Below are 24,930 nucleotides of genomic sequence, written 5' to 3'. Positions count from 1 at the left end.
AACTACCCCTTAAATGCTCATAACCATAAGGAAAGTAAACCAACCATCTTTAATTTGATAATTGATAAAAATATCATTATAAGGTTGACTTAATTCTTCTATATTAGCTAATCCTAATCCATCATGATGCTTCTTAGTTGTAAAACCTGATTTTCTCATATCTTGAATTGTTAAGTCTGTATTTCGACAACGATTCTTAATTTCTATTTCAAGCTCACCATTCTCTCGATAAACCATTGTGTCTATCCTAGCTTCATCGCCAAGTTCAAGACTTTCTTCAATTGCATTATCATACGTAATCCCTAATATTCTAATGATATCAAATGCATTATACTTATTCGATAAACTATCTATCACATCCCGACATTCAAAAGAATATTGAATATTATCTTGAAAGATTCTATTCAACTTACTGATAAATAAACTCTTTAATAATTCATCTTTAACATTGTCAACATCATTAAACTGCCATAATACTTTATCTTCTAAAATCTTACTCGAATATTCAGCTAATTTATCTATTAGCTCTTTATCATGACTTTTCTTTGCACTGAGCTTCAAACTTAATAACATATTTTGATAATCGTGCTTAAATTTACGTAAACTTCGCTGGCTACTTTCTAACTGTTGAGTATAGGTCTTTAAATCTTTAATTTGTTGTAAATTTAATTTATCTTGTCTAATTTTTTTACTATTATTATAGATATATAGTGAGAAAATTAATTGACCTATAATAATTATTATAGCAATCGTATATGCTAATATATCTATTTTTATAACGTAGTTAGCTAAGTAATAGACAGCTATTGAGCCAAAATATAAATATAAAATTAGGAAAAAATATACTTTCCCATACTCATTATCTAAATTCTCTACGACAGTGGTTTTAGTAAATAATATATACTCTATTAATACAAATATAAATCCACATATCATTGAATTAATACTTGTATCCTGTTTGCCTATAAGTTGAAAAAATAGATTTTCAACTCCATATGTAATATACGAATATGACTGTATTAATAATAATCTGCCTAATATTCCATAATCTATAATTCTTCTTTTATATACAAAATAAAATAGGGTAACTTCCACTAATTCTGTATAGAAAGCCATCCTATCCCCAGCACCACTAAATATAAATACTAGTGGAAATGTGGTACATATAAAAATACTATCTTTTTTTATATTTTTTTTAATTGGTGATATTAAATAAAAAAACACATAGTCAAAGATTATGCCTAAAAATAAAGAAATAACTGATATAAAATAATCTACTTCACTGTTCAATGACATCATCACTTACAAGTTCTAAAAAAATTAAATAAGCACTTCTTATACTGTGATTTTCCAAAATTCTTTGTAGTCCCACCTACAACAACTTGTAACTTTTTTTCTGTTAACACTTCAAACTTCATAAAAAATCTCTCCTTTGTTATCTTTATTACAAATATAGTTTAACATTTTTTAATCTACTTTATTCGTTTTTTATCATATTCGGTTCATTTTAATGCTTATTTGGATGAAATTCTTAAAACTATAGCCACCACATAAAATTTAACACCCACGCTCTCACATAACTTATTTTCTTATTCTTTTCTATGACTTTCTCATCAAATAACTTATAATGCCCATCTTCTTTTAGACTAGTATAAATACTTATAAAGATACTATATGCAACTATTACAGTAACCCAAAATACCATATACTCACTTCCTAATCTCAAAATATATTATATTAAAAATAATAAAAGTAGTGTCAAATTTAGCTATATACTATAACTTACACTTGACACTACTTGAAGAAAAATAGATTTATTTCTTATTTTCTAATTCATTAGACTTATCTTAACGGCAACTTGTAAAACCACCAGAAATTCCACCCGCTACGGCTGACCAGGGTCCACCGATAGCTCCAATTAAAGCTCCACCTACGATGCCAGCTCCACAGTGAACCCAGCGATTTCCACTACCACCATAACCATTTTTACCACCATTTACTGATGCTAAGTTATCTTCAGTCATAATTGTGAATCTTTTATCTAGATTTTTCATTTTAAATCACTCCTATATTATAAACAAGTAAGTGCTCCGCCTACCATTCCTAAGTTTGCTCCACCTACAATACCAGCTGGTCCAAGTGGAACTCCTGCAGCTGCTCCAGCAAATAGACCACCTAAGAAGTTACCTACACAGTTAGGACCACGTTTCCCACCATCAACCTTTGCTAACTCACATTCTGTCAATACTGTAAATTCCCTCATCATGATAATCATCCTTTCATATGTTTATTTATTTTCATCGCAGTATCTAATAAGTAAAGTAGTGTACTACCACCTACTAGACAAAAAATAGTAACTATTATCATTTTAGGCGTTTGAATATAATCTAAATAAGACATTTCCTCATTACCAAACAGCCATATTCCTAGTGGAATCAATAGTGCCCAAATAACTGGAGCAATAACATATCTCTTCTTTCCTCTAATGAATCCACCATCCAACCAAGTCTCCCATAGTTTTTTCAGCACATAGAACACATCCTCTCTAAAACACTTGTGAAACATATGCTTACACTTTTATTGTATTATCATTCCGTATTCAAATATCAATTTAGCATAAAATGTTTTATACCTAGTTGGTTACATTTCTGTTTAACTACAAATATTTTGATTTGAATGTCTTAATCTTTTGAAAAATTTGGTATTAGCGATTGTACATCCTATATCATAACCAAACTGTCCGCTATCTATATAATCATAAGAATTTCTTCCACCAATTATATGTGCTAATTCTTTCTTATCAACTTGTATAAAATTATTATTCATAACTTCAACACCTCATAATTTTAAAAATTTATTATAGCTATAATTTACACTTATAATTATTCACTTCATCTGCTCTTTTTGACTATTTCTTCTAATTTTGCTAAATTTTATTCTTATTCTCTTTTTTCAACCAGATAGGCACCACTTATTACCAAATTGGAAAAATCTCCTCAATTTATTACTTTCTATGTAATAATAAAAATACTTTTATAATGAATTGAGGTAAAAAGTATGAATAGTTTTTCTAATAATATTAATTTCAGCAAAATTTCTGTTTCACTAATTACTTTACTCCTATTGATCTGGACATTAGTTGATGGAAATCTAATTCATCTTGGTATACTAGCCTTTTCTTCTTTGGTTACAACCATGCTACATTTTCACTATTTTGAATCTACTGATGACAAGCATCCACTAAATAGAATTGATTTTGGATTACAATTGCTATTTATCTTTATTTCTATTATTAAATTTTTCTTGATTTCAGGAAGATAACAATAAGCCTATCAGGTATCAAATTACACCTGATAGGCTTATTTATTAACATATGTATCAACAATTTTGTACTTCTTTTTAAATTTTCTTTCTGGTATAATTTTGCGATTAGTGAAATCCAAGTAATCGCCTATATATCCAATGCTAAATTTCTTAACTAGCACTATTTCTCACCTATTTGGCAAATAGTCCAAATAAGTAGTTATTGCTACCATTCCAGCAGTTTATCACACTATGTAGACATTATTTGCAATAATTACATATATACGATTAGGGGGATTGAAAAATGAGATACATTAAATTTACTTTGCTAATATATTCTTTTTTACTAACTTGGGGAATCACGACGAATAGTATATTAGCGGATGAAGTCACACCTACTACAACATCTGAAACAACAGTTACGTCTCAAAGTCAAAGTATACCTGTTGATTCTAATGATGAAGATGCTGCAATTGAAGAAAAATTTTACTCTCATGATGTTACAGTAGATGAATATAATCAAAATGTAGCCAACTTTAACAAAGTAGATACGAATACTGTTAAGAACATGGTTACTGAAAATACCAATAACTTAGACCAAGTTCTTTACATTGGACGTCCTACTTGTTATTTTTGCCGGCAAGCTTCACCACACCTACGTGATTTTAATCAACTAATAAATAATCAGCTTTACTACTATGATATTGATGCTGAACCTAATGCTCATGACTTTGCGTTTAAAGAAATTGGAATTCCTGGAACACCTACAACTATGCGTTTAAAGAATGGTAAGTTGGTTAGTGCTTGGGTTGGTGGCGAAAAAACAGGACAAGAATTTTACGACTTTTTATTTTTTGCAGATGCTAACAAATTGGCAGATTCCTATACCATAAAGAAAACTGTAAGTGCAAATACTTCAAATACTGTTATTACAAATAATCAAAATGTTAAGCCAACTATTAAGCCTATACCAACAAACATAAACCAACTTAAAGAGGAAAAAACTACTCTTGAATTAGTTAATACTACTTCACAGTCATCTAAACCTGTTAAAAAAGTTCAGAAACAAACTACTAATAAAGAAAATAAAAATTCTGTTCTACCACAGTTAGGGGCTGTCCCTCTTTATCATCAGCCACTATTTAAACTTCCTATTCCCCGACTTATTCCTAAGCGACTAGAACGTATTATAGCGTTGGTCTCTTTTCTAGTTCTATATATTGGTATCACTATATGGACAGGATTGAGTTTAAAAAATTGGGATAAAAAATAAAATATCTAATATAGTAATAGGACCAATTTTTTAATTTATGCAAAATTATCGTTTTGATTTAGAAAAATCAATTATTTGCATAAATTTTCTAATTGGTCCTATCTTTATATTTAACTTTTTTCAAAATTTGCAACTTTATTTCTCACATTAATTTTTGGGGCTAACTTCAAATAATATGCTGTTTACTCTTCAGACACTACCCGATACTTCTTAGCAAACTTTTCGGCTGTAACAACCTTAGAATTGGTAAAATCGATAACATCTCCCTCAAAGCCAATATCATACATCGCCGCGCTGCCACCATTTATACTAACAAGAGAAGCTGAAATACCATTCAAAATAGTTCGTATTATTCCTTTTTTTGCCCTAGTAACTGCCGGCCAATAAATTCTGACTTTATTACCACTACCATGCAGCCATCGTAATCCATTATGCTCAAAAGCATATTTTACCCAATCAGGCTGGATATTATCTCTACTCACTTGCCAAACATCTACTTTTCTACCTCTATAGATTGCTTTCATTTGCTTTATCACCTTTCTTATTATTTTTTCCTATCCTTAATAGCCATAACTAATCTATACATCACTAAGACTATATATACCAACAATGCTATTGATACTATCATATATAGTATTTTATTTTCATAGCCTTCATCAAATATTGTAGTTACTATTAGAAATATTCCTAATATTGCTTGTTTTCTAGCTCGTTTATCTAATTCACCATATTTTTTCTTATAATTAACTTCTAAAATTGCTGATGTTATAAAAAATATCCAAATAATTGCCTTAATAACTAAATAATCCATCATTCCACCATCTATTCTCTATTTTTGCCATTATTATACTATTTTAATTAAATTCAATTCTATATTTTCTTAATTAACACTCTTTTCTGCTTATTTGGTTCATATCCATGTACGTTAAAAAAATAGCGACAAAAATATCGCTGTTTTGCCACTATTCCCAACTATTTAAATAAATTAAGTTTTGCGATTCTATCAACTGCTTCTTCTAAACGTTCTGGTTCAATTAACAAACCAATTCGTACATAACCTTCTCCATATTCGCCAAAACCATTTCCAGGAGCTACTGCTACTCCAGCTTCATTCAAAAGTAAATCTGCAAATTCTTCACTACTATATCCCTTTGGTACTTCCATCCAAGCATAGAAAGTTCCCTTAGGTACGAAAGCTTTCCATCCGATTTTTTCAGCAGCTTGGATGAACGCATTTCTTCTAGTTTCGTAACGATCTACAATCTTACTGATTTCAGCATCGCGTTCTGGGGCTTTCAAAGCATCAATTCCTGCATATTGTAGAGCTGGAAAGATACTTACAAATAAATGATCTTGGATAAGATTTAAAGCATCAATGATATCAGCATTTCCTACCGCAAAAGCAACTCGCCAGCCTGCCATGTTAAAAGTCTTAGAGAAGGTATAAAATTCGATACCAACATCCTTAGCTCCTGGAATCTCCATAAAACTTAATGGTCGCTCTCCATCAAAACCAATTGCACCATATGCAAAATCGCTGATGATACCTACTTCATATTTCTTTGCCCAAGCAACTAATTCTTCGTAAAATTCTCGAGTTGCGGTCGCACCCGTTGGATTATTAGGGTAGTTAATATAGAAGAATTTAGCCTTTCTAGCAAGTTCTTCTGGAATAGATTTCAAATCTGGCAAGAAATTATTCTCCTTCAAAAGCGGAACTTTCTCAAAAGTGACCTGCCCAAGTGTAGCTCCAGACCAATAATCTGGATAACCAGGATCAGGTAATAAAAATACATCACCAGGATTCATCAAAGCTAGTGGTAGTTCGACTAGGCCAGTTTTAGAGCCACCAAGAACTGCAACTTCTTTTTCTGGGTCGAATGTAGTTTGATACTTTTCTTGATAGAAGTCTGCCACAGCTTGTTTAAATTCTGGCTGTCCACGAAACAATGAGTACTTGTGACTTTGCGGACTAGCTACCCATTTTTGTGTGCTCTTGACGATATATTCAGGAGTTTGTTTATCAGGATTACCTTGTCCTAGATTGATAACATCTACTCCTTCTGCAATTTTTTTGTTAACTTTGATTACCAAATTAGCAAAAAATTGCTTTGGTAGATTTTTTAGAATTTCAGATTTTTCAAATTTCATCGTCTTTCCTCACCTTCTTAGTCGTATAATTCTGGTCTGCGATCCTCAAATACATGAATTTGTTGCGTGAATTTTTCCATTTTAGATGTATCTAAATCATAAACTGTCAATGTTTCTTGATCGCCACTATCACTTAAAACTTCACCTAAAGGATTAATTATCAGCGAATGACCATTAAACTTATTATCAGGATTTTCACCCACTCGATTAACCGCAACAACATAAGTTTGATTTTCAATCGCTCTTGCAATTAACAAGGATTTCCATTGTTCAATTCTAGTTTGAGGCCATTGAGCCACGACATAGATTACACTCAATTTTTCCTTAGCAACTGTCCGCAACCATTCTGGAAATCTAATGTCATAGCAGATAAAAGATGCACTCTTCACACCAGCTAATTCAAAAACATTTTTTTGATCACCAGCAGCTAAATACTTATCTTCATCCATCAATCTAAACAAATGAACTTTACGATACTCACTAATAAGCTTACCTTGTTTATCAACAATATAAGTTGTATTGTAAAACTGTTCATGTTCTTTAATCGCAACTGATCCACCAACAATGTTAACCTTATAGTCTTGTGCTTTAGCTTGTAGAAATTCTTTAGTTCGCTTCCCTTCAACATCTGCGATTTCTTCTAACCTTGCTAGATCATAACCTGTATTCCACAATTCTGGCAAGACAACTACATCCACCTTAGCTTGTGCTGCCTTGCTTAAATATTGATCAACCTTTTTGTAATTTTCTTCAGGTTTCCCATGTTCAACAGGAATTTGTGCCAATGCAATCCTTAATGTCATGCAATCACCTCTTATTCAAGTAATTATGATAATTTAATTATACTCTATCATTTTTAAACAAAAAATACTAATAAAAAATAAGGATTAAGACTAGCTCATCTTAATCCTTATCTCTATCATTTATCTAATCTATCTAAAATTTCTTTAGCCACTTCATGATTAGTATACATCCAGAAAATGTGACCCAATACTTCTGATAAGTGTTCTTCTAAAGGTTGACGTTTAGCACTTGGAATAGTCTTCATAGCTGGCATAATTACCAAGTGGAAAGCAATCCACATAGCTACACCAAATGGAATACCTTGTTTCTTAGTTAACCAATTCATTTTCTTTTCCAATGCTAATGCATATGTTGTCGCAAAAGTTACTGAAAATCCAAAGTGAATTAGGAAACTAGCCCATGGCATTCTATGACCAGAATATTTATAAGTTGATTGTGTTATCTCTGCCGGTACTCCCAATTGTTGTAGGAATGTTTGTGGAGGATTAACTTCATCGCGTTCAGGAGTTCTAGGTGGCATAATGTTTTCCCAACCTAATTTAACTAAACCAGAAATAATTCCCGATGCAGTTCCAGCAATTAAAACATTTTTTAGACTTTTGTTCACAAAAATCACCCCTCTTTGAATTGCTACTAGTGTATCCCTAAAGCTAACTTAGCGTATCGACTTAAACGATCTGTCGTCCACATTGGCTCCCATACAAATTCAACATCTACGTTCTTTATCTCTGGAATATCTCTCAAAGCTCTTGTAACCATATCTGCCAAAATGTTAGTAAGTGGGCAACCCATTGTAGTCAACGTCATTTCTACCAAACAAATGCCATCTTCATCTAAGTCAACGTTGTAAATTAATCCTAAGTTAACAATATCTATATTCAATTCGGGATCAACCACTGTTGTTAGCTTCTCTATTATATCATCTCTGACCTCTTTATTACTTCTCATACGACTTGGTCCTTTCTTATAGATTTTTACCAAAAATACGCATTCTAATTTCTTGTCCAGTTGGAGTTCCTGCCAGGCCACCAATTCCTGTTTCTCGTAGTGACTCTGGCATGTTTTTGCCAACCTTGTCCATCGCACTAATTACTTCATCTGCCGGAATCATACTTTCACAACCAGCCAGTGCCATGTCTGCAGATATCAAAGCATTGCTAGAACCAATAGCATTACGATTAATACAAGGTACTTCTACTAACCCTGCAATAGGATCACATACCAAACCTAATAAATTACTAATTGCAATCGCCATTGCATTAGCACTCTGTTTAGGAGTCCCGCCTGCTACTTCTACAGCCGCAGCTGCTCCCATTCCAGAAGCACTACCTACTTCAGCTTGGCAACCACCTGTAGCACCTGCAATGCAAGCATTGTTAGCAATAACCATTCCAAATCCACCAGCAGTAAATAAAAATCTCACCATTTGTTCTTCATCTAATCCCAACCTCTTTTCAAGAGTAAATAATACTCCTGGAAGAGTACCTGAAGATCCTGCTGTTGGAGTTGCACATATAACTCCCATCGCTGCATTAACTTCATTTGTAGCAATGGCTGATTGTACTGCTGACATTATCATATCTCCAGATAATGTTTTATGAGATTTTCGATAATCTTTTATTTTTACAGCATCACCACCTGTTAATCCTGTTTTAGAGTGTACTCCAATTCCATGGGCACCCCGACTAACTGCTAATCTCATAGTGTCTAAATTATGTTTCATTTTTCTCCATACATCATTTCTGGAAACGTTCATATCGTTACACTCAGCTTGAATAACTAATTCAGATATTGGTAAGTTTTTAATTGTAGCATCGCTAACTAATTCTTCTATACTTGCATACATTTTATTTTCCTCTTATAAACAAATGATATTTTCATATTTATTAATAAAAAAGCCTCTTATACCTTCTTGCAGTTGCTGTTTCAAATCAAATTCATATATCGTGTACTCATCATTTTTTAAAACTTGTTTCTTGTCGAATGGAGCCAATCTCTTCAAGTCTTCAACAAGTGATGATCCATCATCTTTTTCCGCATTAGTAGTTACGTAGAGTACAATCGATAATGGCCCGGTTGGTTCTATATCTATTCCATGAAGTTTTATATTACGGATTTCTATCGTCCCACCACCAATGGAGCAACCTGAAATTTGAACTTTCTTTTCTTCATTAATTAAATCTAGAATTGCAGTATTAGGATGGTGAATTGGACTTTTGCCACTCTCCTCTACAAATCTAATATCTACTCCTTGTTCTCTAGCAATTTGTCTAGAATTAGGAACTCGTGGATCTGATGCATCAAATCCTAAAACTCCTGCTGCAATTGCATAATCTGTTCCATGACCGCGATGTGTCTTAGCAAATGAGCCATAATAATGTACAACTACCCTTTTAGGAATGCCACCAAATAAATCATTAGCTGCCCTTCCAATTGCAACCGCACCGGCAGTATGAGAACTTGAAGGACCTATCATTATTGGTCCAATAATATCAAAAACACTTCTATATAAATTACTCAAACCGAGTACCTGCTTTCACTAGGATATCTTCTACATTATTATAGCACACCACATAAGCTGTAACTTTTAATTATTTTTATGATAATAAAATAAAGAATAGTTTCTTCCTATTTAAATAAAAAATTGCCGATAACTTTTGTTTAAAAATTACCAGCAATTTTCATATTCTAATTATAATTATTTTTTAGTGTATTCCACATCAATAGTTTTAGCTGTTAATCCTGTTACATCCTTTCTGTATTGTGGTGTAACTAGACCCACAAGGTAACTTACTACAAATGATGTCAAGAATGATACGCTACTTGTAATAAATGGAGAAATATTTAAAGATTGTACATAATATGTTAAACCAGCTGCTACAATCAAAGCAATTACAGCACCAACAGTATTAGCTTTTTCTGTAAAAATACCTGCAGCAAAGATACCTGCAATAGGAACACCAAACAAACCAGTTACTGCTAAGAATAAGTTCCATGTTTCTGAAGTATTGCCAACTAATAAGTAAATAGCAACTGCTAAACTAAATAAACCAGAAATTACGATAATCCAACGAGCTAAAGCAACATCACTAATATTCTTAAATTTATCATTAAAGAATCTTTGTTTAAAGTCAACAATACCACAAGAAGAAATAGCATTTAAACTAGAAGCAATAGTTGATTGAGCAGCAGCAAAGATAGCAGCAATAACTAGTCCAGCAATACCTGCAGGAAGTTTAGTTACAATAAAGTATGGTACAACTGCACTTGTATTAAATCCTTTTGGTAACATTGCTGCGTGGTTGTAGAAACTAAATAGAACTGTACCCATTCCATAAAAAATAGGAATTGTGATAAATGCTAAAATACCATTTGTCCAAAGAGATTTTTTTGTTTCTTCCATTGTTGCTGTTGTTTGATAACGTTGTACAACATCTTGACTACCAGTGTATTGATACAAACTATTAAAGAATTGACCTGCAAATATCAAGGGTAAGAATTTGGATAAGTCACTTATTTTCATATCAAATCCAGAAATTAATTTATGATGTGTAATTGCATCAGAAGCTACAGTAGCCCAGCCCCCATCAATATAATGTGCACCTAAAATAATAACTAATAAGGCACCACCAAGTAGTAAAATGCCTTGGATAACATCTGACCAAATAACACCTTCAATACCACCTAGGAATGTATAAATGATACATAGTCCGCCTACGAATAATGCAATAATAATTGGATTAATATCCGAAACAGATGTAATTGCGATGATAGGTAAGTAAATAACAATAGCTACTCGAGCAATATGATAAAGCATAAATAGTAAACTACCTAAAATTCGCATTACCGGACCAAATCTTTCTTCTAAGTATCCATAAGCTGTTGGAACTTTTAATTTTCTAAAGAATGGAACATAGTACTTAACTAAAATTGGAATGATAGCAATAATTGCTAAATTACCAATTGAATATGCCCAATCATTTAAGAAAGCTTGTTCAGGTGTAGACATAAAAGTGATAGCACTTAAAGTTGTAGCATAAATGCTAAATCCTGCAGCCCAAGCTGGAATTTTACCTTCAGCTGTGAAAAATGAATCTGTATTCTTACTTGCTTTTTTAGTAAAATAAGCTCCGACTGCTAACATTGCTAGCAAATATAAAACTAGGACAATCCAATTAAGAGTACCAAAACCGACTTTTTCCATTTCGTTTCACCTCATAATATTAATTAATTTGATTTTTTGCGTAAACTTCTTCTCTTTCTGTTCTTTGTATATAGAATTTTAAAATTAGTGGAGCAATCAAAGTTGTGATTACGGTTACAATTATCATGGCAGTATAATGATTTTGATCAACAACATGTGCATTCAGAGCTACATTGGCTACAACTAGTGCCATTTCTCCACGTGATACCATTCCTGCTCCTACAATATTCGATTCATCCCAAGTTAATCCAAAAGCTTTTGCTCCAAGACCACATCCTATTTGTTTTCCCAAAATTGCTATAATAATTAGCAATATAATAAAGAAAATATCATTTTGCATTCCTTTAAAACTAATACTCAATCCAATACTTACAAAAAATACTGGTATAAAAACAGCATATCCTATAGGTTCAATCTTCAATGACAATTTCTCTTTAAATTTTGTTTCAGAAATCGCTAACCCTGCAAAATAAGCTCCCAAAACATCACTCATTCCCATAGACACAGCCAAAGCAGCAAAACCAAAGCATAAAATTATCGCTGCAGTTGTATCATTTTCGCTCGCATTTAACTTACTAAATATTTCTAAAAATTTAGGTACAAACCACTTCCCTAACAAGAATGCGATTACAAAAAATAGTATCTTAGGACCAATTAATTTTAATAATGCTATACCTGATGTTCCGCTACTTCCAACAAAACTAATACTCAAACCTAGTAAAATAACACAAATAATATCATCAGCTACTGCAGCACCTAAAATCATGGCCCCTTCTCTACTATTCATCCGGTTCATTTCTCTAAGTACTTGAACTGTAATACTTACTGAAGTTGCACTTAAAACCAGCCCTATAAATAATGCTGTTTCCCAAGAAAAGCCAAATACTAATGCACATAAAAGTGCTGCACTTCCTGTTGGAACAATTACACCTAGTATCGCAATTGTTACAGATGGTTTCCAATACTTCATCAGCATCTGTAAATTTCCTTCTAATCCTGCAATAAACATTAGAATGATTACTCCCAGCTCTGAAAAATAATGAACTAAATTAGTCGGAGCTAAAATCCCAAGTACTGCAGGACCTGCAATAATTCCTACTAATAATTCTCCAATTACACTTGGAAAATTAAATACATTAGATAAATGGGCACCTATTTTTGTCAAAAGCAATATTATAAACAATTCAACGAGATACGTCATTGATAACACCTACCGTTTCATCAATACCTCTTCTACTTTCTCCATTTCATCAACTACTTTATCTTTATCAATTCCATATTCTAAAAATATTGGTATATTTTGATCTAATTCATTTAACATATACTTCCAATCTGTATTTCCATCATTTAACATCATCGTATTTTTATTTTTTATATCTTTTAAATGATATACAGAAATATTGTCTTTCAATTCATCAAAAGCAACATGTGGATTTTCATTTATCCAATACCAATTTCCAGAATCAAATGTATATCCTAATTTGATATGATTATCACTTAAATAATTTATTGCTTTTTTTATTTCTACTAAAGTTCCATTGGCATTAGGTTGATTTTCAATAGTTACATTTACAGATGTATTATTTAAAATATCATTTAATTTGTTAAAATTTGTATTCCTAATATCTATATGCCCTAAACTGTATTTTAAGTTAGAGATATTATACTTTTCAGCTATTAAAATCTTATTTTCGATATCTTGATTGAAACCTTCTTGATTAAACAATTCTTGCGGAACAGAATAAAATAACTTCCATCCATTTTCCTTACACAAATTAGCGATTTCTTCTAATTCTTCTTCAATTTTGCCTTCATTAAAAAACTCTCCACGCACTTCAATGTTATCTATCAATTTCTCTGGTAGACTTTTCAAGCATTCTAATTGGCTCTTACCTTTTTTTACTTCATTTTCGAAAATAGCTGTGTTTATAGATACATGCATTTATATCCAACCGCCTTTCTTAATATCATTCCTGTGCAGTGTTGTAATCGAAGGTAGCACTCTCTATTTATAAAACGTTTTCATTCAACAACGTCATTATATAAAAAGAAAATAAATATTTCAACACTTAAAAAAGATATTTATTTTCAAAATAAGGTGATAATTCTTTTATATCAGCATTTTATAAAAAGTAAATTTTTTTATTTTGATAAAAGTAAAAATATAATATCTGTAAAATAAAGAAAGCTAAGAATCACGTTAAATTAGTGTAATTCTTAGCTTTCATCTTTATTTACTTCTAAAAATTAAATTCTGGAAACCATATTTTAATTTCACGTTGCGCACTTTCTACACTATCTGATGTATGCACCACGTTTTGGATATGTTTATAAGGCCATTCTCGCCCATAATCTCCACGGATAGTTCCAAATTCAGCTTCTCCTGGATTTGTATTACCAGCCATTCGATGCATTGCTTTAGTAATATTTGTACCTGCCGCAACTATCCCCACAATTGGACCTGATTGCATGTAAGATAACATATCTGGAAAATATGGTTTGTCAATCTTATCATTGTAATGTTGTTTTAATTGATCCTCTGTAGCTGATACAACCTTTAAAGCTTCAATTTCATATCCTTTGCGCTCAATTCTAGTGATAATTTCACCTACATGATGACTTGAAACTCCATCTGGTTTAACTAAGATAAGTGTTCTTTCTTCTGCCAAATTTGTCACTTCTCTTTCTCTTCTCGTTAAATTTACCTATCATTACCTATAAGTATAATCTAACACTAATGAACACTCAACAAATTTTTTTATTTATATATTTACTAGCTCAGCAATTCCACCTAAAAGTTGTGCTTTATTTGCTAAATGACTAACCTTAATTTGTGTCTGTATCAATCCTTTAGGAACATATTCTTCAAGATGTCTTTCTACTAAATCAACTAGATATTCTCCTTGTTTAGCAACTGCACCACCTAATAAGATAAGTTCAGGATCAAATAACAAAATAATTTCTGCTACACCTCGTGCTACTTCATCTCCCCAATCTTCAATAATCTTTTTAAATCTTTCATCACCAGCTTTAGCTTTTTCAAAAGCATCAATTACAGATGTATCAAATCTTTTCAAGTAAGCTTCTAAACTTAAAGTAGCTGCTCTTTTCTGATAGTCTGTTTTAGTATTTTTATCATAAAGAGCATAACCAATAGAATTAGCACCAGCATGAGCACCAGAAAATAATTTCCCTTCATAAAAATATGCACCACCTATACCAGTACCTAACGCTATACAATAAACATTGTCACTGCCTTTCGCACCACCAGCTAAACGTTCTCCTAATAAAGCAGCATCTACATCATTAACTACTGATACTGGTAATCCAGATAATTCTTCTAACTCCTTCTTTATAGGTGTTCCTATATATCCTGGGATTGTTGGACCAGCATATTGAATTTCACCATTTTTACCAACAATGCCAGCTGTACTAACACCAATTCCTAGCAAAGTGTAAGAATTCATCATTTCTTCAGTAATTTTCTTTAGGCTTTTTAAAATATGACCATCTTTATTTTCTAAAGTTGGACAACTACTACTTTCGATAATATTTAATTCAGGATCAATCAAGCCATATTTAATAGTAGTACCACCTACATCAAAACCTAAATAATATTTTTTCATTTGATTACCTTCTTTCTAAAGGAATTTATTATAACCGCTTTCAATATAGCATAAGATACTTTTTTTCTCAAATTAATTTTGTAAAAATAATTATCGCATTGATATAACAACGTTTATGTTTGATTATGATAATTATTATCTAAATATGTTGTTGAAATAATTTTTTTCGTATTGTATAGTATAAGCGAAGGTAGTTAAAGCGTTATCAAAAATGAATTGTGAGGTAATAGATTATGAAAAAACTTTATTCTGCTCTTATGACTGCATTTAACGAAGATGGTTCTGTTAACTTAGACGGCGTTCGTGAAATGGTTCGTTACAATATTGATGTAAATCATATCGATGGACTTTATGTAGGTGGTAGTACTGGTGAAACTTTCATGCTTAGTACAGAAGAAAAAAAGAGTATCTTCAAGGTTGCTTATGAAGAAGCTGCTGGCAAAACACATCTTATTGCTCAAGTAGGCTCTTTGAATTTAAATGAAGCAAAAGAATTAGCTAAATATGTAACTGATTTAGGTTACCCTATGATTTCTGCTGTTACACCTTTCTATTATAATTTCTCATTTGAACAAATTAAGAATTATTATAATTCAATTCTTGAAGGTGTAGATAATAAACTTATTATTTATTCTATTCCAGCCTTAACAGGTGTCGCATTATCTCTAGATCAATTTGCTGAATTGTTTGAAAATCCAAAAATTGTAGGTATTAAATATACTAATGCCGATTTCTATCTCCTAGAACGTGTTCGTAATCGTTTCCCAGATAAGTTAATTCTTTCAGGTTTTGACGAAATGTTATTACCTGCTCTTGCATTGGACGTTGATGGTGCAATTGGTTCAACATTTAACTTAAACGCTCCTCGTGTTAAAGAAGAAATTGCAGCTTTCGAGGCTGGAGATATAGAAAAAGCTCGTGAACTTCAAACATTAAGTAATGACTATATTACTGATCTTTTAAATAATGATTTATATCCTACTATTAAGTTAGTATTTGAAAAACTTGGGATTCATGCTGGCTACTGCAAAGAACCTATGAGCAAACCAACTCCTGAAATGGAAGCTGGAGCTCAAAAGATTTACGAAAAATATTTCAAAGAATAGTAGAAATTGGGGTGAAGATTATGGAAAATACCTTTCTTGATCAAGTTCATGGAAAATTAATTATTTCTTGTCAGGCACTTGAAGGTGAACCTTTACATAGCTCTTTCATTATGGCACGTATGGCACGTGCAGCTAAAATGGCTGGCGCACCTGCAATTAGAGCTAATTCTATCGTTGACATTCAAGCTATTCAAGACGAGACTGGACTTCCAATTATTGGAATTATAAAAAAAGACTATCCAGATTCTGATGTATATATTACTCCAACTCTTAAAGAAATGCGTCAAGTTGCCGCTACTGGAGTTGAAGTTGTTGCTTGCCAAGTAACAGGACAAGCACGTCCTAATGGAGAAAAATTGGAAGAAATCATTCCTCAATTCCGCGAAGAATTTCCTAATACTCTTCTTATGGCTGATACTGGTGATCTCAATGATGTCAAAGAAGCTAATAGACTTGGTTTCGATATTATCGGTACGACTATGCATGGCTATACCCCTACTACTAAAGGTATGAATATTGCTGATAATGATTTTGAATATTTAAAAGAAGTTCTAAAAGTTGCTGAGCATCCAGTTATTGCTGAAGGTAAAATTGATCTCCCCCAAAAAGCTAAACGTGTTTTAGAATTAGGTGTACATGCCTTAGTAGTTGGTGGCGCGATTACTCGTCCACTAGAAATTGCAAATAAATTTATGGACGCAATTAAGTAAAAAATTGTGCTATACTTGAGATAAATTATATCAGGGGTGATGTTGATGAATTTGCTTAATAATATAGAAGCAATTTTCTCCACACTTTCTCGCCAAGAACGTAAAGTAGCTTTAAAAGTTCTTCAAAATCCTCAAGAAGTACAATCTATGAATATTACTAAATTAGCTAAAAAAGCGGGTGTTAGTAATGCTACTATCACTCGCTTTGTGCGTAGAATGGAATGTTCTGATTTTCATGATTTTAAATTAAAGCTCGCTATATCTGCTGCTAGCTCTCCTGAGGTTCCAGTTTCTTCTGAAAGCGATTCTATGGGAGATAAAGTTTACGAATTCTATCAAAAAGTACTTCAAGGTACTTGGAAGCAACTAGATACTGACACTATTCATAATATTGTCCATGCTATTACTAAAGCTCGTCGTGTCTACGTTTACGGTTTAGGAAGTTCAGGTTATACTGCACAAGAATTCACTCAACGACTAATTCGTATGGGAATTGCTGCTTTTTGTACAGTCGATAGCCATATGATGTTTATAGATAGTACTATTGTAAACTCTGATGATGTTATCATCGCCATTAGTCAATCTGGTAATACTGATGATGTAAATGTTGCTTGTTCTTTAGCCAAACAAAAAGGAACAAAAATTATCAGCATTACTGGATTTTATCAAAGTCCACTTATTGAGCTCTCTACCTGGAGTGCGGTTGTCAAAAATAGTAATTTTGTTGATAATACTCGCTTTATCAATTCTCAGTTAGCAATTGTGTATGTTATTGATATTATTACAATGGAACTTATGGAAAAATCCGAGTATAGTTCTACTATGAATAAGACCGTTGAGTTAATTATGGATCGAAAATTATCTAAATAAAAATAGGCACCAATTGAGTTTTCTCGGTTGGTGTTTTTTGAAAGAAGGAATCTTCTATGAAAATTGCAGTTGTTGGTGGAACTGGGTTAGTTGGCCAAGGAATATTACTGGAATTATCAAAAGATACAACTTTAGAGCTTCACTCTATTTCACGTAATGGCAAACGCTCTAATTCTATTGCTGGTGTTAATTATCATTCTTTTGACTTAGCACATGATACTAGTTGGCATTCTTTACTTCAAACATCTGACTGGGTTATTGATTGTGTAGGAATTCTTCTCCCTAATAAATCAAAAAATCAAACCTATGAAAATAGTAGCATTGAACCTGCTAAGTTAATCATTGATAGCATCGCTAATTTCGATAACAAGTTCTTGTTTATCTCTGCTAATTCAGCTCCATTCTTTTTAAATAATTATTTACATGCTAAAAGAACTGTTGAAAATTATGCTAGTAGAAAGTTGGGCAATCGTGCAATATCTGTCTATCCCGGATTAGTTTATTCTAAATTTCGAAGAAGCAACTATTATCCTGCTGTAATATTAGACTTTTTATTAAAATTCAAACTATTTAGTTTCCTAAGAAAATTTCGCCCAATTAGTAGAGAAAGATTTGCTAAAGAAATACATTACATAATAGAAGGAAAAAATAGTAGTCTTACTTATAGAATTTAAAAGCAATTAAATTTAATCATAATTTAATTTTTTATCATTATAATTTAAATATATTTACAGAAGATATTAAATCAATCGATTATTAAATTAATCATCTTTTTCTTAATTACTCAACTTTGTTTTAATCGTTATATGCTAAAATAATCTTTATCATTTTTAAAGGAGATTTTTTATGAATGATAAAAACAAAAAAATAGGCTTATTTAGCTTAATCATGATGATTTTTTCAAGTATTTTTGGTTTTGCTAACATGCCAGTTGCTTTTTTGCAAATGGGATATGCTAGTATTATCTGGTATATTTTTGCAGCCATCTTTTTCTTTCTGCCAGTATCCATGATGCTTGCAGAATATGGCTCAACTTTTAAAGATGAGCACGGTGGTATTTATGCTTGGTTAAGTAATACTATTGGTGAAAAGCTTGCATTTATCGGAACTTTCATCTGGCTTTCTAGTTGGATCGTTTGGTTAATAAATATTTCATCAAAAGTATTTATCCCCTTCTCTGCCTTATTATTTGGTAAAGATATGACACAAACTTGGGCTTTTGGTCCTTTCAGTGCCACCCAAGTAGTTGGAATTTTAGCTATTCTTTGGATTATTTTCGTTACTTTCTTTGCAAGTCGTGGTGCAGATGTTATTTCTAAGGTTTCTAGTATTGGCGGGGCTTTCGTAACTGGAATGATTTTTGTATTTTTAATTGCTACTTTCATTTCTTTGTTTGCTACTCATGGACACTTCGAACAACCAATTACAGCATCTGCATTTGTTAAATCACCTAACCCTGCTTTTACTAACCCGGTTGCTACTCTATCTTTTGTTGTATATGCTATTTTTGCTTATGCTGGCATGGAATCTTTAGGTGGAATGATTGATAATATTGAGGAGCCTGAAAAAACTTTTCCTAAGGGTTTATTGATCTCTTCAATATTAATTGCAGTTGCTTACTCCTTCATGATTCTTTTATGGGGTGTCAGCGTAAATTGGAAAGATGTTCTTTCTAGTGACTCTGTTAACCTAGGAAATATCACTTATATAATGATGCAACATCTTGGTATCTACCTCGGACATAGCTTAGGATTATCTGCAAGTGTAAGTAATTTAATCGGAAATATTTTTATCCGTTTTGTTGGTTTAGGAATGTTTTTAGCTTATGTTGGTTCATTCTTTATTTTGATTTATTCTCCAATTAAATCATTTATCTTAGGATCTAAACACTTATGGCCAGAAAAAATGACTAAACTTAACAAGCACGGCATTCCGGAATTTGCAATGTGGATGCAAGCTCTACTTGTATGTATCTTGATATTTTTAATTTCATTTGGCGGTGGCCAAGCTAAGAGTTTCTACACGATTTTAACTGATATGTCTAACGTATCAACTTCGTTTCCTTACTTATTCTTAGTTGGTGCCTTCCCTATATTTAAGAAAAAAGGATTTAAGCAACCATTTATTGCTTATAAAAATCATACTTGGACAAAAATTATTACCTATGTATGTTTCTTAATTATCTTATTTGGTATCATTTTCACTTGCGTTGATCCATTTATACAAGGTGATTGGGTAACCGGATTTTGGACTGTTATTGGACCAATTTTCTTTGGTTCTCTAGCTCTAGGAATTTATACTCGAGCAACAAAGAAAAATAAGAATAAAAATTAAATTTTAAAGCCCTAGTTAGTTGCGATGATTTATCGGACTAACTAAGGCTTTTTCTTATTTATTCTTTTTATGTGCTTTAATTATTTTAAGTGCACGTTTCTTAGTCTTACGATTACTGCTTCGCAAACGACGATAAGCACTTGATAAATCTGTCTTTTCCATTATATTCACCTCTCTTTAACTACCAACTTGCTTTGTGGACACCTGGTATTTTTCCTTGATGTGCCAACTCTCTAAAATTAATACGTGACATTTTAAACTTACGCATATATGCACGTGGACGACCATCAATTTCATCTCTATTTTTTAATCGTATAGGGTTAGAATCTTTAGGTAATTTTCGCAAGCTCTCATAATCATGATTTACTTTCAACTGTTTTCTTATCTCTGCATATTTAGCAACTAACATTTGCTGTTTTCTATATTTAGCAATTTTTGATTTTTTAGCCAAAATTATACCTCATTTCATTTAAATAGTAATTATTACTTTTTTAAATGATAACAATTACTATTTAAAAAGTCAATAAAAATTATCATATTCAGAGTAAAGTTAAATAATTTGACTACTTTTTTTCAATTTTCTACAATTATCTTATTAACTACTCTAAGATTAGAAAGGAGAATGGCATTTTTTTAATTGCCTATTAATTCATTGAAACACATTGTTACTGGAATTATTGCCAATGTTGATGCAGGAAAAACTACTCTTTCCGAAGCGTTACTGTATCAAACTGGGAATCTACGCAATTTGGGTCGCGTTGATAACGGTAATACTTTCCTAGATACCGACCAACTAGAGAAGAAACGTGGCATTACTATTTTTTCGCATCAAGCTAATTTAGAATATAATGATCTTTCACTGACTATCTTAGATACTCCAGGACACGTTGATTTTGTTACTCAAACAGAACAAGTTTTAAGTGTTCTTGACTATGCTATATTAGTTATTTCTGCTACTGATGGGATTACTAGTCACACTAGATCTCTTTGGAATTTGCTAAATCATTACCATATTCCTGTATTTATTTTTGTTAATAAAATTGATATCAGCACTAATAAGGCCTCACAGATTTTATCTCAATTAAAAAGTGAATTAGATGAATCAATTATTGATTTTTCTTCTGATAATATGATTGAAGATATTGCAACGTGCGATGAATCATTATTTGAAGACTATTTACAAACCAGTACCATACCTGATGAAAAAATTCTATCACTAATCTCTGATAGAGTTATTTTCCCATGCTATTTTGGCTCTGCTTTAAAATTAGATGGTATTGATGAATTTTTGCAAGGATTCAATCATTGGACACAAGAGCCGCATTATCCAAACAATTTCCAAGCAAAGATATTTAAAATCTCACATAATGATAAAGGTGAACGTCTAACATGGCTTCGTATTCTAGGTGGTTCGCTAAAACCTCGAGAAGAAATATTGCCTGAACAAAAGATTAGTCAAATTAGAGTATATAATGGAGAGAAATTTTCAACTTATCCAACTGTTAATGCTGGTCAAGTTTGTACCATTCCTGGATTAGTCAATACCTATCCAGGGCTAAGCATCGGAGAAAATCAAATAGATACCATTCCAACTATTACCCCTGTTCTAAGTTATGCTCTTGATCTTAATGGTAATGATATTCAAACTTGCTTAAAAGCTCTTTATGAATTAGAAGATGAAGATCCTAAATTACATGTTACTTGGTCTGAACATCTCCAAGAAATTAGTGTACAAATTATGGGAGAAATTCAGTTAGAAATCCTAGAACAATTACTCCTTGATCGATATAACTTAAACGTCACTTTTACTAAAGGAAATATTTTATATAAAGAAACTATCACTAAAACTATTGAGGGAGTTGGTCACTTCGAACCACTTCGTCATTATTCAGAAGTACATTTATTACTAGAACCTGGAAAAAGAGGTAGTGGTCTCCAGTTCGAAAATCAATGTAGTCTAGAAGTATTAGATAAAAATTGGCAACATCAAATTATATCTAATCTCAAAGCTAAAGAACATCTAGGTGTATTAACTGGTTCCCCTCTTACAGATGTAAAAATTACCCTTTTAGGCGGGAAAGCTAGCAATGTACATACAGTTGGTGGAGATTTTCGTCAAGCATGTAGTCGTGCAGTTCGACAAGGTTTAATGATGCTCAGAGAAAATAATAATTGCCAACTCTTAGAACCTTGGTATCGTTTCAGACTAAAAGTTGATCGTACTCAAATTGGTCGTGCAATCAATGATATTCAACGAATGCATGGTACCTTGGATGAACAACAAGTTGAGGGGATACTAACTGGAATTGCTCCTGTTTCAGAAATGTACAATTATGCCACCAATGTACGCGCATATACTCATGGGAATGGCACACTAGAATTGGAAATTGCTGGTTATTATCCTTGTCATAATTCGACAGATATAGTATCTCAACAAAATTATGATCCTGTATCAGATTTAGAAAATACTCCACAATCTGTTTTCTGTGCTCATGGAGCTGGATATACAGTTGACTGGAAAGATGTACCTACAACTATGCATTGCGAGTATTTTTGGAATGGGATGAATTAGCAAAAAGCGAAGTTAGACGAAAAGGTTAATATATTGGTTGTATAATATTTAGGATTGATAATGTAGAATTTTTTACATTACGGTCCTTCTTTTATTTTCTTCATTTTTGCGTCAAAATAAAAGAGAGAGCCCACACGTCAATCTAATTAAAAAAAGGACACCATCTCTATGGATATAATTTTATTTGGAATTACAGACCCTAATTTAACTATTGATCTTAAATATCAATATATTTCGTATATTGAAGAAAAAACTATTAAAAATAGTAAGGTTTTGCTCTGTCATCTATAGCGGTCGACCATCTATTTCACCTCTATTTTTTTAACGTACAAGATTAGAATCCTTAGGTAATTTCCGTAAACTCTCATAATTGTGAACTACTTTTAATTGTCTTCTTAGCTCCACGTATTTAGCAATCAATATTTGTTGCTTTCTATACTTTGTAATTCTTGATTTTTTAGTATTGGCTATTCTTCCAAAAGCATGGTTTGTTAATTTTATTATTTTAAGTGTGCTTCTAATTCTCTTACTTGCTTATTTGTCAGCAACGGCGAGAAGACTTAGAGACGTTGGATATAGCGGTTGGTTTACTTTCCTATCTTTTATTCCTTATTGTGTAGGACTTATAATACTTTTATTTTTCACAACAAAACCCTTTAAAAAAGAAAACAATAAGTACATAGAAGATACACACTCTAATTTGGGCAAGTTTCTTATGCAATCGAATAGATCATTTATTGGTTCTTTATTAGTATTAGCTTTATTATTTGGTGCTATTGGCGCAACAGATACTGATAATAACAGTAGAAATAACAATAGTTCTTTTGCTGCGAATAAACACAGTTCAAAGCATAAGAATAATAGCAGTCGCCATAAAAAGAAAAGTAGTTCTTCAAGTAAAAAAGATGAAAATAAACATGAAAGTAGTAGTTCTTCTGAAAATTCTAGTTCATCTAGCGTAGTAGAAGATTATCATCCTATAACTTATGATGAATTAGCTCGTAATCCCCAAAGTCATATGAGTGAGCATATTCAAGTTTCTGGTAGTGTAGTACAGGTTGTAGAGAGTTCCAAAGCGTTACTCGTAAACTTAAATGATGACCCAGACCAAGCAGTTATTTGTAAGAATGTTAAAGAGTAATAATAATAACCGTATTTTAGAAGGTGATTGGGTAAACATTTAAGGAACCAGTGTTGGAACAATAGATTATAAAACTGTAATGGGAAACACTAAAACTGTTCCTGCTATTACCGCTACAAATATAACAAGATAAATAACTATACAGGTATTGGTTCTGATGAGCTAATACCTATTTTTGTATGCAAATATGCCTGTTAGACGTACTTTAAGCATAAGTTCAAGTTATAATATGAATAAATTTCACAAAATGAGTTGCCAGATAAAATTATAAAACTTAGCTTTAATCGTTATAATACACGGAAAGATAAGTATGGGTTTAAGAGAAATTTAAAGATATATCAAGCTAACAAAATTCAACTATCATCAAAGTTAGATAAACTAGCTAAAACGCCTAGTGGACGTCAACGATAAATTCAAGTTAATCAAACTTGGAATTATTATAAAGAAAAAATAAAAGAAAACCTCTCTAGTGATGAAGGACAGGCCATTTATCGTCGTCGTAAGTATGATGTAGAACCTGTTTTAGGTCGTATGAAGAGGGATTTTGGTGTGCGAAGAACATATCTTAGAGGACAAAAATCCGTTGAAAACGATATAGGATTAGTTTTAATGAGTATGAATTTAGTAAAATGATAGCTCAGTTTAGTGCTAGATATATAGAATATATAAAAATTCGACTCCAAATTTTGAATTATTCAGAATTTTGGAGTCGAATTATTTTTTAGGAGCTAGAAATCAATAGTTTTTTCATCATCTTTATCAGTATATTATACATTATATTTTATTTATTTATATTATGGTAATGTATTAACACAATGTTATTGTTTATCTTTTGT

At 31.8% G+C, this 24,930-nt stretch carries 30 protein-coding genes and 3 pseudogenes; 11 read left to right on the top strand and 22 right to left on the bottom strand.

What is annotated here, in order from left to right; translation table 11 throughout:
- Window positions 1–9: 9 nt before the first annotated feature.
- The 6 genes from OZJ21_RS00255 to OZJ21_RS00230 all read right to left on the bottom strand — a co-directional run bounded on the left by OZJ21_RS00255 (window position 10) and on the right by OZJ21_RS00230 (window position 2,826).
- Window positions 10–1,296, bottom strand: coding sequence for a GHKL domain-containing protein (locus tag OZJ21_RS00255; protein WP_268857277.1), 1,287 nt, complete (start codon window positions 1,294–1,296; stop codon window positions 10–12).
- Between the two features lie 2 nt (window positions 1,297–1,298).
- Window positions 1,299–1,418 (bottom strand): induction peptide AbpIP family protein, encoded by a 120-nt coding sequence (locus OZJ21_RS00250; RefSeq protein ID WP_268857232.1) that lies wholly within the window; start codon window positions 1,416–1,418, stop codon window positions 1,299–1,301.
- Between the two features lie 429 nt (window positions 1,419–1,847).
- Window positions 1,848–2,054 carry a Blp family class II bacteriocin gene (locus OZJ21_RS00245; protein WP_003703485.1) on the bottom strand — a complete coding sequence of 69 codons (207 nt, stop codon included), beginning with the start codon at window positions 2,052–2,054 and terminating at the stop codon, window positions 1,848–1,850.
- 17 nt (window positions 2,055–2,071) lie between these two features.
- The gene (locus OZJ21_RS00240) at window positions 2,072–2,266 is read right to left on the bottom strand and encodes a Blp family class II bacteriocin (RefSeq protein ID WP_081510154.1); all 195 of its coding nucleotides are present in this window, start codon (window positions 2,264–2,266) and stop codon (window positions 2,072–2,074) included.
- A gap of 5 nt (window positions 2,267–2,271) precedes the next feature.
- Window positions 2,272–2,529: a DUF5976 family putative bacteriocin gene (locus tag OZJ21_RS00235; protein ID WP_268857231.1), complete on the bottom strand. Its 258-nt coding sequence runs from the start codon at window positions 2,527–2,529 to the stop codon at window positions 2,272–2,274.
- A 123-nt stretch (window positions 2,530–2,652) separates the two neighbouring features.
- Entirely contained in the window at window positions 2,653–2,826 is a 174-nt protein-coding gene (locus tag OZJ21_RS00230; protein ID WP_003703486.1) for a bacteriocin, read from the bottom strand.
- A 231-nt stretch (window positions 2,827–3,057) separates the two neighbouring features.
- Here OZJ21_RS00230 and OZJ21_RS00225 point away from each other — a divergent pair, with 231 nt between their 5' ends.
- Window positions 3,058–3,321 carry a hypothetical protein gene (locus OZJ21_RS00225; protein WP_081510155.1) on the top strand — a complete coding sequence of 88 codons (264 nt, stop codon included), beginning with the start codon at window positions 3,058–3,060 and terminating at the stop codon, window positions 3,319–3,321.
- Between the two features lie 286 nt (window positions 3,322–3,607).
- Window positions 3,608–4,576, top strand: a complete 969-nt coding sequence (locus tag OZJ21_RS00220) for a thioredoxin family protein (protein ID WP_268857230.1) — start codon at window positions 3,608–3,610, stop codon at window positions 4,574–4,576.
- 182 nt (window positions 4,577–4,758) lie between these two features.
- Here the strand turns inward: OZJ21_RS00220 and OZJ21_RS00215 are convergent, their stop codons facing one another.
- From OZJ21_RS00215 to OZJ21_RS00155, 13 genes are all read right to left on the bottom strand, one after another.
- Window positions 4,759–5,100, bottom strand: coding sequence for a hypothetical protein (locus OZJ21_RS00215; RefSeq protein ID WP_161017666.1), 342 nt, complete (start codon window positions 5,098–5,100; stop codon window positions 4,759–4,761).
- Between the two features lie 20 nt (window positions 5,101–5,120).
- Window positions 5,121–5,387, bottom strand: coding sequence for a hypothetical protein (locus OZJ21_RS00210; protein ID WP_164480372.1), 267 nt, complete (start codon window positions 5,385–5,387; stop codon window positions 5,121–5,123).
- A gap of 161 nt (window positions 5,388–5,548) precedes the next feature.
- Complete coding sequence (locus tag OZJ21_RS00205; RefSeq protein ID WP_268857229.1) at window positions 5,549–6,727, bottom strand: pyridoxal phosphate-dependent aminotransferase; 1,179 nt, start codon at window positions 6,725–6,727, stop codon at window positions 5,549–5,551.
- Window positions 6,728–6,744: 17 nt separating this feature from the next.
- Entirely contained in the window at window positions 6,745–7,530 is a 786-nt protein-coding gene (locus OZJ21_RS00200; RefSeq protein ID WP_268857228.1) for a carbon-nitrogen family hydrolase, read from the bottom strand.
- A gap of 116 nt (window positions 7,531–7,646) precedes the next feature.
- Complete coding sequence (locus OZJ21_RS00195; protein ID WP_003699404.1) at window positions 7,647–8,138, bottom strand: DUF1440 domain-containing protein; 492 nt, start codon at window positions 8,136–8,138, stop codon at window positions 7,647–7,649.
- A 26-nt stretch (window positions 8,139–8,164) separates the two neighbouring features.
- Window positions 8,165–8,479, bottom strand: coding sequence for a metal-sulfur cluster assembly factor (locus OZJ21_RS00190; RefSeq protein ID WP_003703477.1), 315 nt, complete (start codon window positions 8,477–8,479; stop codon window positions 8,165–8,167).
- Between the two features lie 16 nt (window positions 8,480–8,495).
- Window positions 8,496–9,377: an L-serine ammonia-lyase, iron-sulfur-dependent, subunit alpha gene (gene sdaAA / locus OZJ21_RS00185; protein ID WP_003703459.1), complete on the bottom strand. Its 882-nt coding sequence runs from the start codon at window positions 9,375–9,377 to the stop codon at window positions 8,496–8,498.
- Between the two features lie 12 nt (window positions 9,378–9,389).
- A complete protein-coding gene (locus OZJ21_RS00180) occupies window positions 9,390–10,052 on the bottom strand; it encodes a serine dehydratase beta chain (protein WP_179219934.1) in 663 nt (220 codons plus the stop codon).
- Between the two features lie 177 nt (window positions 10,053–10,229).
- Window positions 10,230–11,735 carry a sodium:solute symporter gene (locus tag OZJ21_RS00175; protein ID WP_179219952.1) on the bottom strand — a complete coding sequence of 502 codons (1,506 nt, stop codon included), beginning with the start codon at window positions 11,733–11,735 and terminating at the stop codon, window positions 10,230–10,232.
- Between the two features lie 19 nt (window positions 11,736–11,754).
- A complete protein-coding gene (locus OZJ21_RS00170) occupies window positions 11,755–12,936 on the bottom strand; it encodes a cation:proton antiporter (RefSeq protein WP_003699395.1) in 1,182 nt (393 codons plus the stop codon).
- A gap of 9 nt (window positions 12,937–12,945) precedes the next feature.
- Window positions 12,946–13,677, bottom strand: coding sequence for a sugar phosphate isomerase/epimerase family protein (locus OZJ21_RS00165; protein WP_268857227.1), 732 nt, complete (start codon window positions 13,675–13,677; stop codon window positions 12,946–12,948).
- Between the two features lie 298 nt (window positions 13,678–13,975).
- Window positions 13,976–14,413, bottom strand: a complete 438-nt coding sequence (gene ndk / locus OZJ21_RS00160; RefSeq protein ID WP_268857226.1) for a nucleoside-diphosphate kinase — start codon at window positions 14,411–14,413, stop codon at window positions 13,976–13,978.
- Window positions 14,414–14,497: 84 nt separating this feature from the next.
- Entirely contained in the window at window positions 14,498–15,361 is an 864-nt protein-coding gene (locus tag OZJ21_RS00155) for an ROK family protein (RefSeq protein WP_003699389.1), read from the bottom strand.
- Window positions 15,362–15,594: 233 nt separating this feature from the next.
- Between OZJ21_RS00155 and OZJ21_RS00150 the strand changes: the two genes are divergently transcribed.
- The 5 genes from OZJ21_RS00150 (at window position 15,595) to yjeM (ending at window position 20,381) form a co-directional block, all read left to right on the top strand.
- Complete coding sequence (locus tag OZJ21_RS00150) at window positions 15,595–16,467, top strand: N-acetylneuraminate lyase (protein ID WP_435870460.1); 873 nt, start codon at window positions 15,595–15,597, stop codon at window positions 16,465–16,467.
- A 20-nt stretch (window positions 16,468–16,487) separates the two neighbouring features.
- Window positions 16,488–17,177 (top strand): N-acetylmannosamine-6-phosphate 2-epimerase, encoded by a 690-nt coding sequence (locus OZJ21_RS00145; protein ID WP_003699384.1) that lies wholly within the window; start codon window positions 16,488–16,490, stop codon window positions 17,175–17,177.
- Between the two features lie 45 nt (window positions 17,178–17,222).
- Window positions 17,223–18,047, top strand: coding sequence for a MurR/RpiR family transcriptional regulator (locus OZJ21_RS00140; protein WP_003703447.1), 825 nt, complete (start codon window positions 17,223–17,225; stop codon window positions 18,045–18,047).
- Window positions 18,048–18,103: 56 nt separating this feature from the next.
- Window positions 18,104–18,721 (top strand): NAD-dependent epimerase/dehydratase family protein, encoded by a 618-nt coding sequence (locus tag OZJ21_RS00135; RefSeq protein ID WP_201898637.1) that lies wholly within the window; start codon window positions 18,104–18,106, stop codon window positions 18,719–18,721.
- Window positions 18,722–18,893: 172 nt separating this feature from the next.
- Entirely contained in the window at window positions 18,894–20,381 is a 1,488-nt protein-coding gene (gene yjeM, locus OZJ21_RS00130; RefSeq protein ID WP_201898638.1) for a glutamate/gamma-aminobutyrate family transporter YjeM, read from the top strand.
- Between the two features lie 54 nt (window positions 20,382–20,435).
- On the opposite strand, the gene OZJ21_RS00125 is transcribed toward yjeM, so the two are convergent.
- Together OZJ21_RS00125 and rpsN are read right to left on the bottom strand one after the other, a co-directional pair.
- Complete coding sequence (locus OZJ21_RS00125; RefSeq protein WP_003699379.1) at window positions 20,436–20,543, bottom strand: putative metal homeostasis protein; 108 nt, start codon at window positions 20,541–20,543, stop codon at window positions 20,436–20,438.
- 19 nt (window positions 20,544–20,562) lie between these two features.
- Window positions 20,563–20,832, bottom strand: coding sequence for a 30S ribosomal protein S14 (rpsN, locus tag OZJ21_RS00120; protein WP_011476677.1), 270 nt, complete (start codon window positions 20,830–20,832; stop codon window positions 20,563–20,565).
- Window positions 20,833–21,018: 186 nt separating this feature from the next.
- Between rpsN and OZJ21_RS00115 the strand changes: the two genes are divergently transcribed.
- Window positions 21,019–22,953 carry an elongation factor G gene (locus OZJ21_RS00115; protein ID WP_268857225.1) on the top strand — a complete coding sequence of 645 codons (1,935 nt, stop codon included), beginning with the start codon at window positions 21,019–21,021 and terminating at the stop codon, window positions 22,951–22,953.
- A 324-nt stretch (window positions 22,954–23,277) separates the two neighbouring features.
- Here the strand turns inward: OZJ21_RS00115 and OZJ21_RS00110 are convergent.
- Window positions 23,278–23,424 (bottom strand): annotated as a pseudogene (locus OZJ21_RS00110) (30S ribosomal protein S14); the annotation flags it as partial.
- Between OZJ21_RS00110 and OZJ21_RS09810 the strand changes: the two are divergent.
- The 3 genes and pseudogenes from OZJ21_RS09810 to OZJ21_RS09805 all read left to right on the top strand — a co-directional run.
- Window positions 23,417–23,572: pseudogene (locus OZJ21_RS09810) on the top strand (DUF805 domain-containing protein); the annotation flags it as partial. The pseudogenes OZJ21_RS00110 and OZJ21_RS09810 sit on opposite strands and share 8 nt — an antisense overlap.
- A gap of 96 nt (window positions 23,573–23,668) precedes the next feature.
- Window positions 23,669–24,094 carry a hypothetical protein gene (locus OZJ21_RS00105; protein WP_268857224.1) on the top strand — a complete coding sequence of 142 codons (426 nt, stop codon included), beginning with the start codon at window positions 23,669–23,671 and terminating at the stop codon, window positions 24,092–24,094.
- A gap of 267 nt (window positions 24,095–24,361) precedes the next feature.
- Window positions 24,362–24,727 (top strand): annotated as a pseudogene (locus tag OZJ21_RS09805) (transposase); the annotation flags it as partial.
- Between the last annotated feature and the right edge of the window lie 203 nt (window positions 24,728–24,930).

It is taken from the genome of Ligilactobacillus sp. UO.C109 (genome assembly GCF_026847815.1).
In the GTDB taxonomy this organism is placed as follows: Bacteria; Bacillota; Bacilli; order Lactobacillales; family Lactobacillaceae; genus Ligilactobacillus; species Ligilactobacillus salivarius.
This window is presented reverse-complemented; position numbering and strand designations above follow the sequence as displayed.

Excerpts from the sequence above, each read along its gene's own strand:
- OZJ21_RS00255 (WP_268857277.1), bottom strand. The coding sequence starts at position 1,296 with ATGTCATTGAACAGTGAAGTAGATTATTTTATATCAGTTATTTCTTTA.
- OZJ21_RS00250 (WP_268857232.1), bottom strand. The coding sequence starts at position 1,418 with ATGAAGTTTGAAGTGTTAACAGAAAAAAAGTTACAAGTTGTTGTAGGT.
- OZJ21_RS00245 (WP_003703485.1), bottom strand. The coding sequence starts at position 2,054 with ATGAAAAATCTAGATAAAAGATTCACAATTATGACTGAAGATAACTTA.
- OZJ21_RS00240 (WP_081510154.1), bottom strand. The coding sequence starts at position 2,266 with ATGATGAGGGAATTTACAGTATTGACAGAATGTGAGTTAGCAAAGGTT.
- OZJ21_RS00230 (WP_003703486.1), bottom strand. The coding sequence starts at position 2,826 with ATGAATAATAATTTTATACAAGTTGATAAGAAAGAATTAGCACATATA.
- OZJ21_RS00225 (WP_081510155.1), top strand. The coding sequence starts at position 3,058 with ATGAATAGTTTTTCTAATAATATTAATTTCAGCAAAATTTCTGTTTCA.
- OZJ21_RS00220 (WP_268857230.1), top strand. The coding sequence starts at position 3,608 with ATGAGATACATTAAATTTACTTTGCTAATATATTCTTTTTTACTAACT.
- OZJ21_RS00215 (WP_161017666.1), bottom strand. The coding sequence starts at position 5,100 with ATGAAAGCAATCTATAGAGGTAGAAAAGTAGATGTTTGGCAAGTGAGT.
- OZJ21_RS00210 (WP_164480372.1), bottom strand. The coding sequence starts at position 5,387 with ATGGATTATTTAGTTATTAAGGCAATTATTTGGATATTTTTTATAACA.
- OZJ21_RS00205 (WP_268857229.1), bottom strand. The coding sequence starts at position 6,727 with ATGAAATTTGAAAAATCTGAAATTCTAAAAAATCTACCAAAGCAATTT.
- OZJ21_RS00200 (WP_268857228.1), bottom strand. The coding sequence starts at position 7,530 with ATGACATTAAGGATTGCATTGGCACAAATTCCTGTTGAACATGGGAAA.
- OZJ21_RS00190 (WP_003703477.1), bottom strand. The coding sequence starts at position 8,479 with ATGAGAAGTAATAAAGAGGTCAGAGATGATATAATAGAGAAGCTAACA.
- sdaAA (WP_003703459.1), bottom strand. The coding sequence starts at position 9,377 with ATGTATGCAAGTATAGAAGAATTAGTTAGCGATGCTACAATTAAAAAC.
- OZJ21_RS00175 (WP_179219952.1), bottom strand. The coding sequence starts at position 11,735 with ATGGAAAAAGTCGGTTTTGGTACTCTTAATTGGATTGTCCTAGTTTTA.
- OZJ21_RS00170 (WP_003699395.1), bottom strand. The coding sequence starts at position 12,936 with ATGACGTATCTCGTTGAATTGTTTATAATATTGCTTTTGACAAAAATA.
- OZJ21_RS00165 (WP_268857227.1), bottom strand. The coding sequence starts at position 13,677 with ATGCATGTATCTATAAACACAGCTATTTTCGAAAATGAAGTAAAAAAA.
- OZJ21_RS00155 (WP_003699389.1), bottom strand. The coding sequence starts at position 15,361 with ATGAAAAAATATTATTTAGGTTTTGATGTAGGTGGTACTACTATTAAA.
- OZJ21_RS00150 (WP_435870460.1), top strand. The coding sequence starts at position 15,595 with ATGAAAAAACTTTATTCTGCTCTTATGACTGCATTTAACGAAGATGGT.
- OZJ21_RS00145 (WP_003699384.1), top strand. The coding sequence starts at position 16,488 with ATGGAAAATACCTTTCTTGATCAAGTTCATGGAAAATTAATTATTTCT.
- OZJ21_RS00140 (WP_003703447.1), top strand. The coding sequence starts at position 17,223 with ATGAATTTGCTTAATAATATAGAAGCAATTTTCTCCACACTTTCTCGC.
- OZJ21_RS00135 (WP_201898637.1), top strand. The coding sequence starts at position 18,104 with ATGAAAATTGCAGTTGTTGGTGGAACTGGGTTAGTTGGCCAAGGAATA.
- yjeM (WP_201898638.1), top strand. The coding sequence starts at position 18,894 with ATGAATGATAAAAACAAAAAAATAGGCTTATTTAGCTTAATCATGATG.
- OZJ21_RS00125 (WP_003699379.1), bottom strand. The coding sequence starts at position 20,543 with ATGGAAAAGACAGATTTATCAAGTGCTTATCGTCGTTTGCGAAGCAGT.
- OZJ21_RS00105 (WP_268857224.1), top strand. The coding sequence starts at position 23,669 with ATGCAATCGAATAGATCATTTATTGGTTCTTTATTAGTATTAGCTTTA.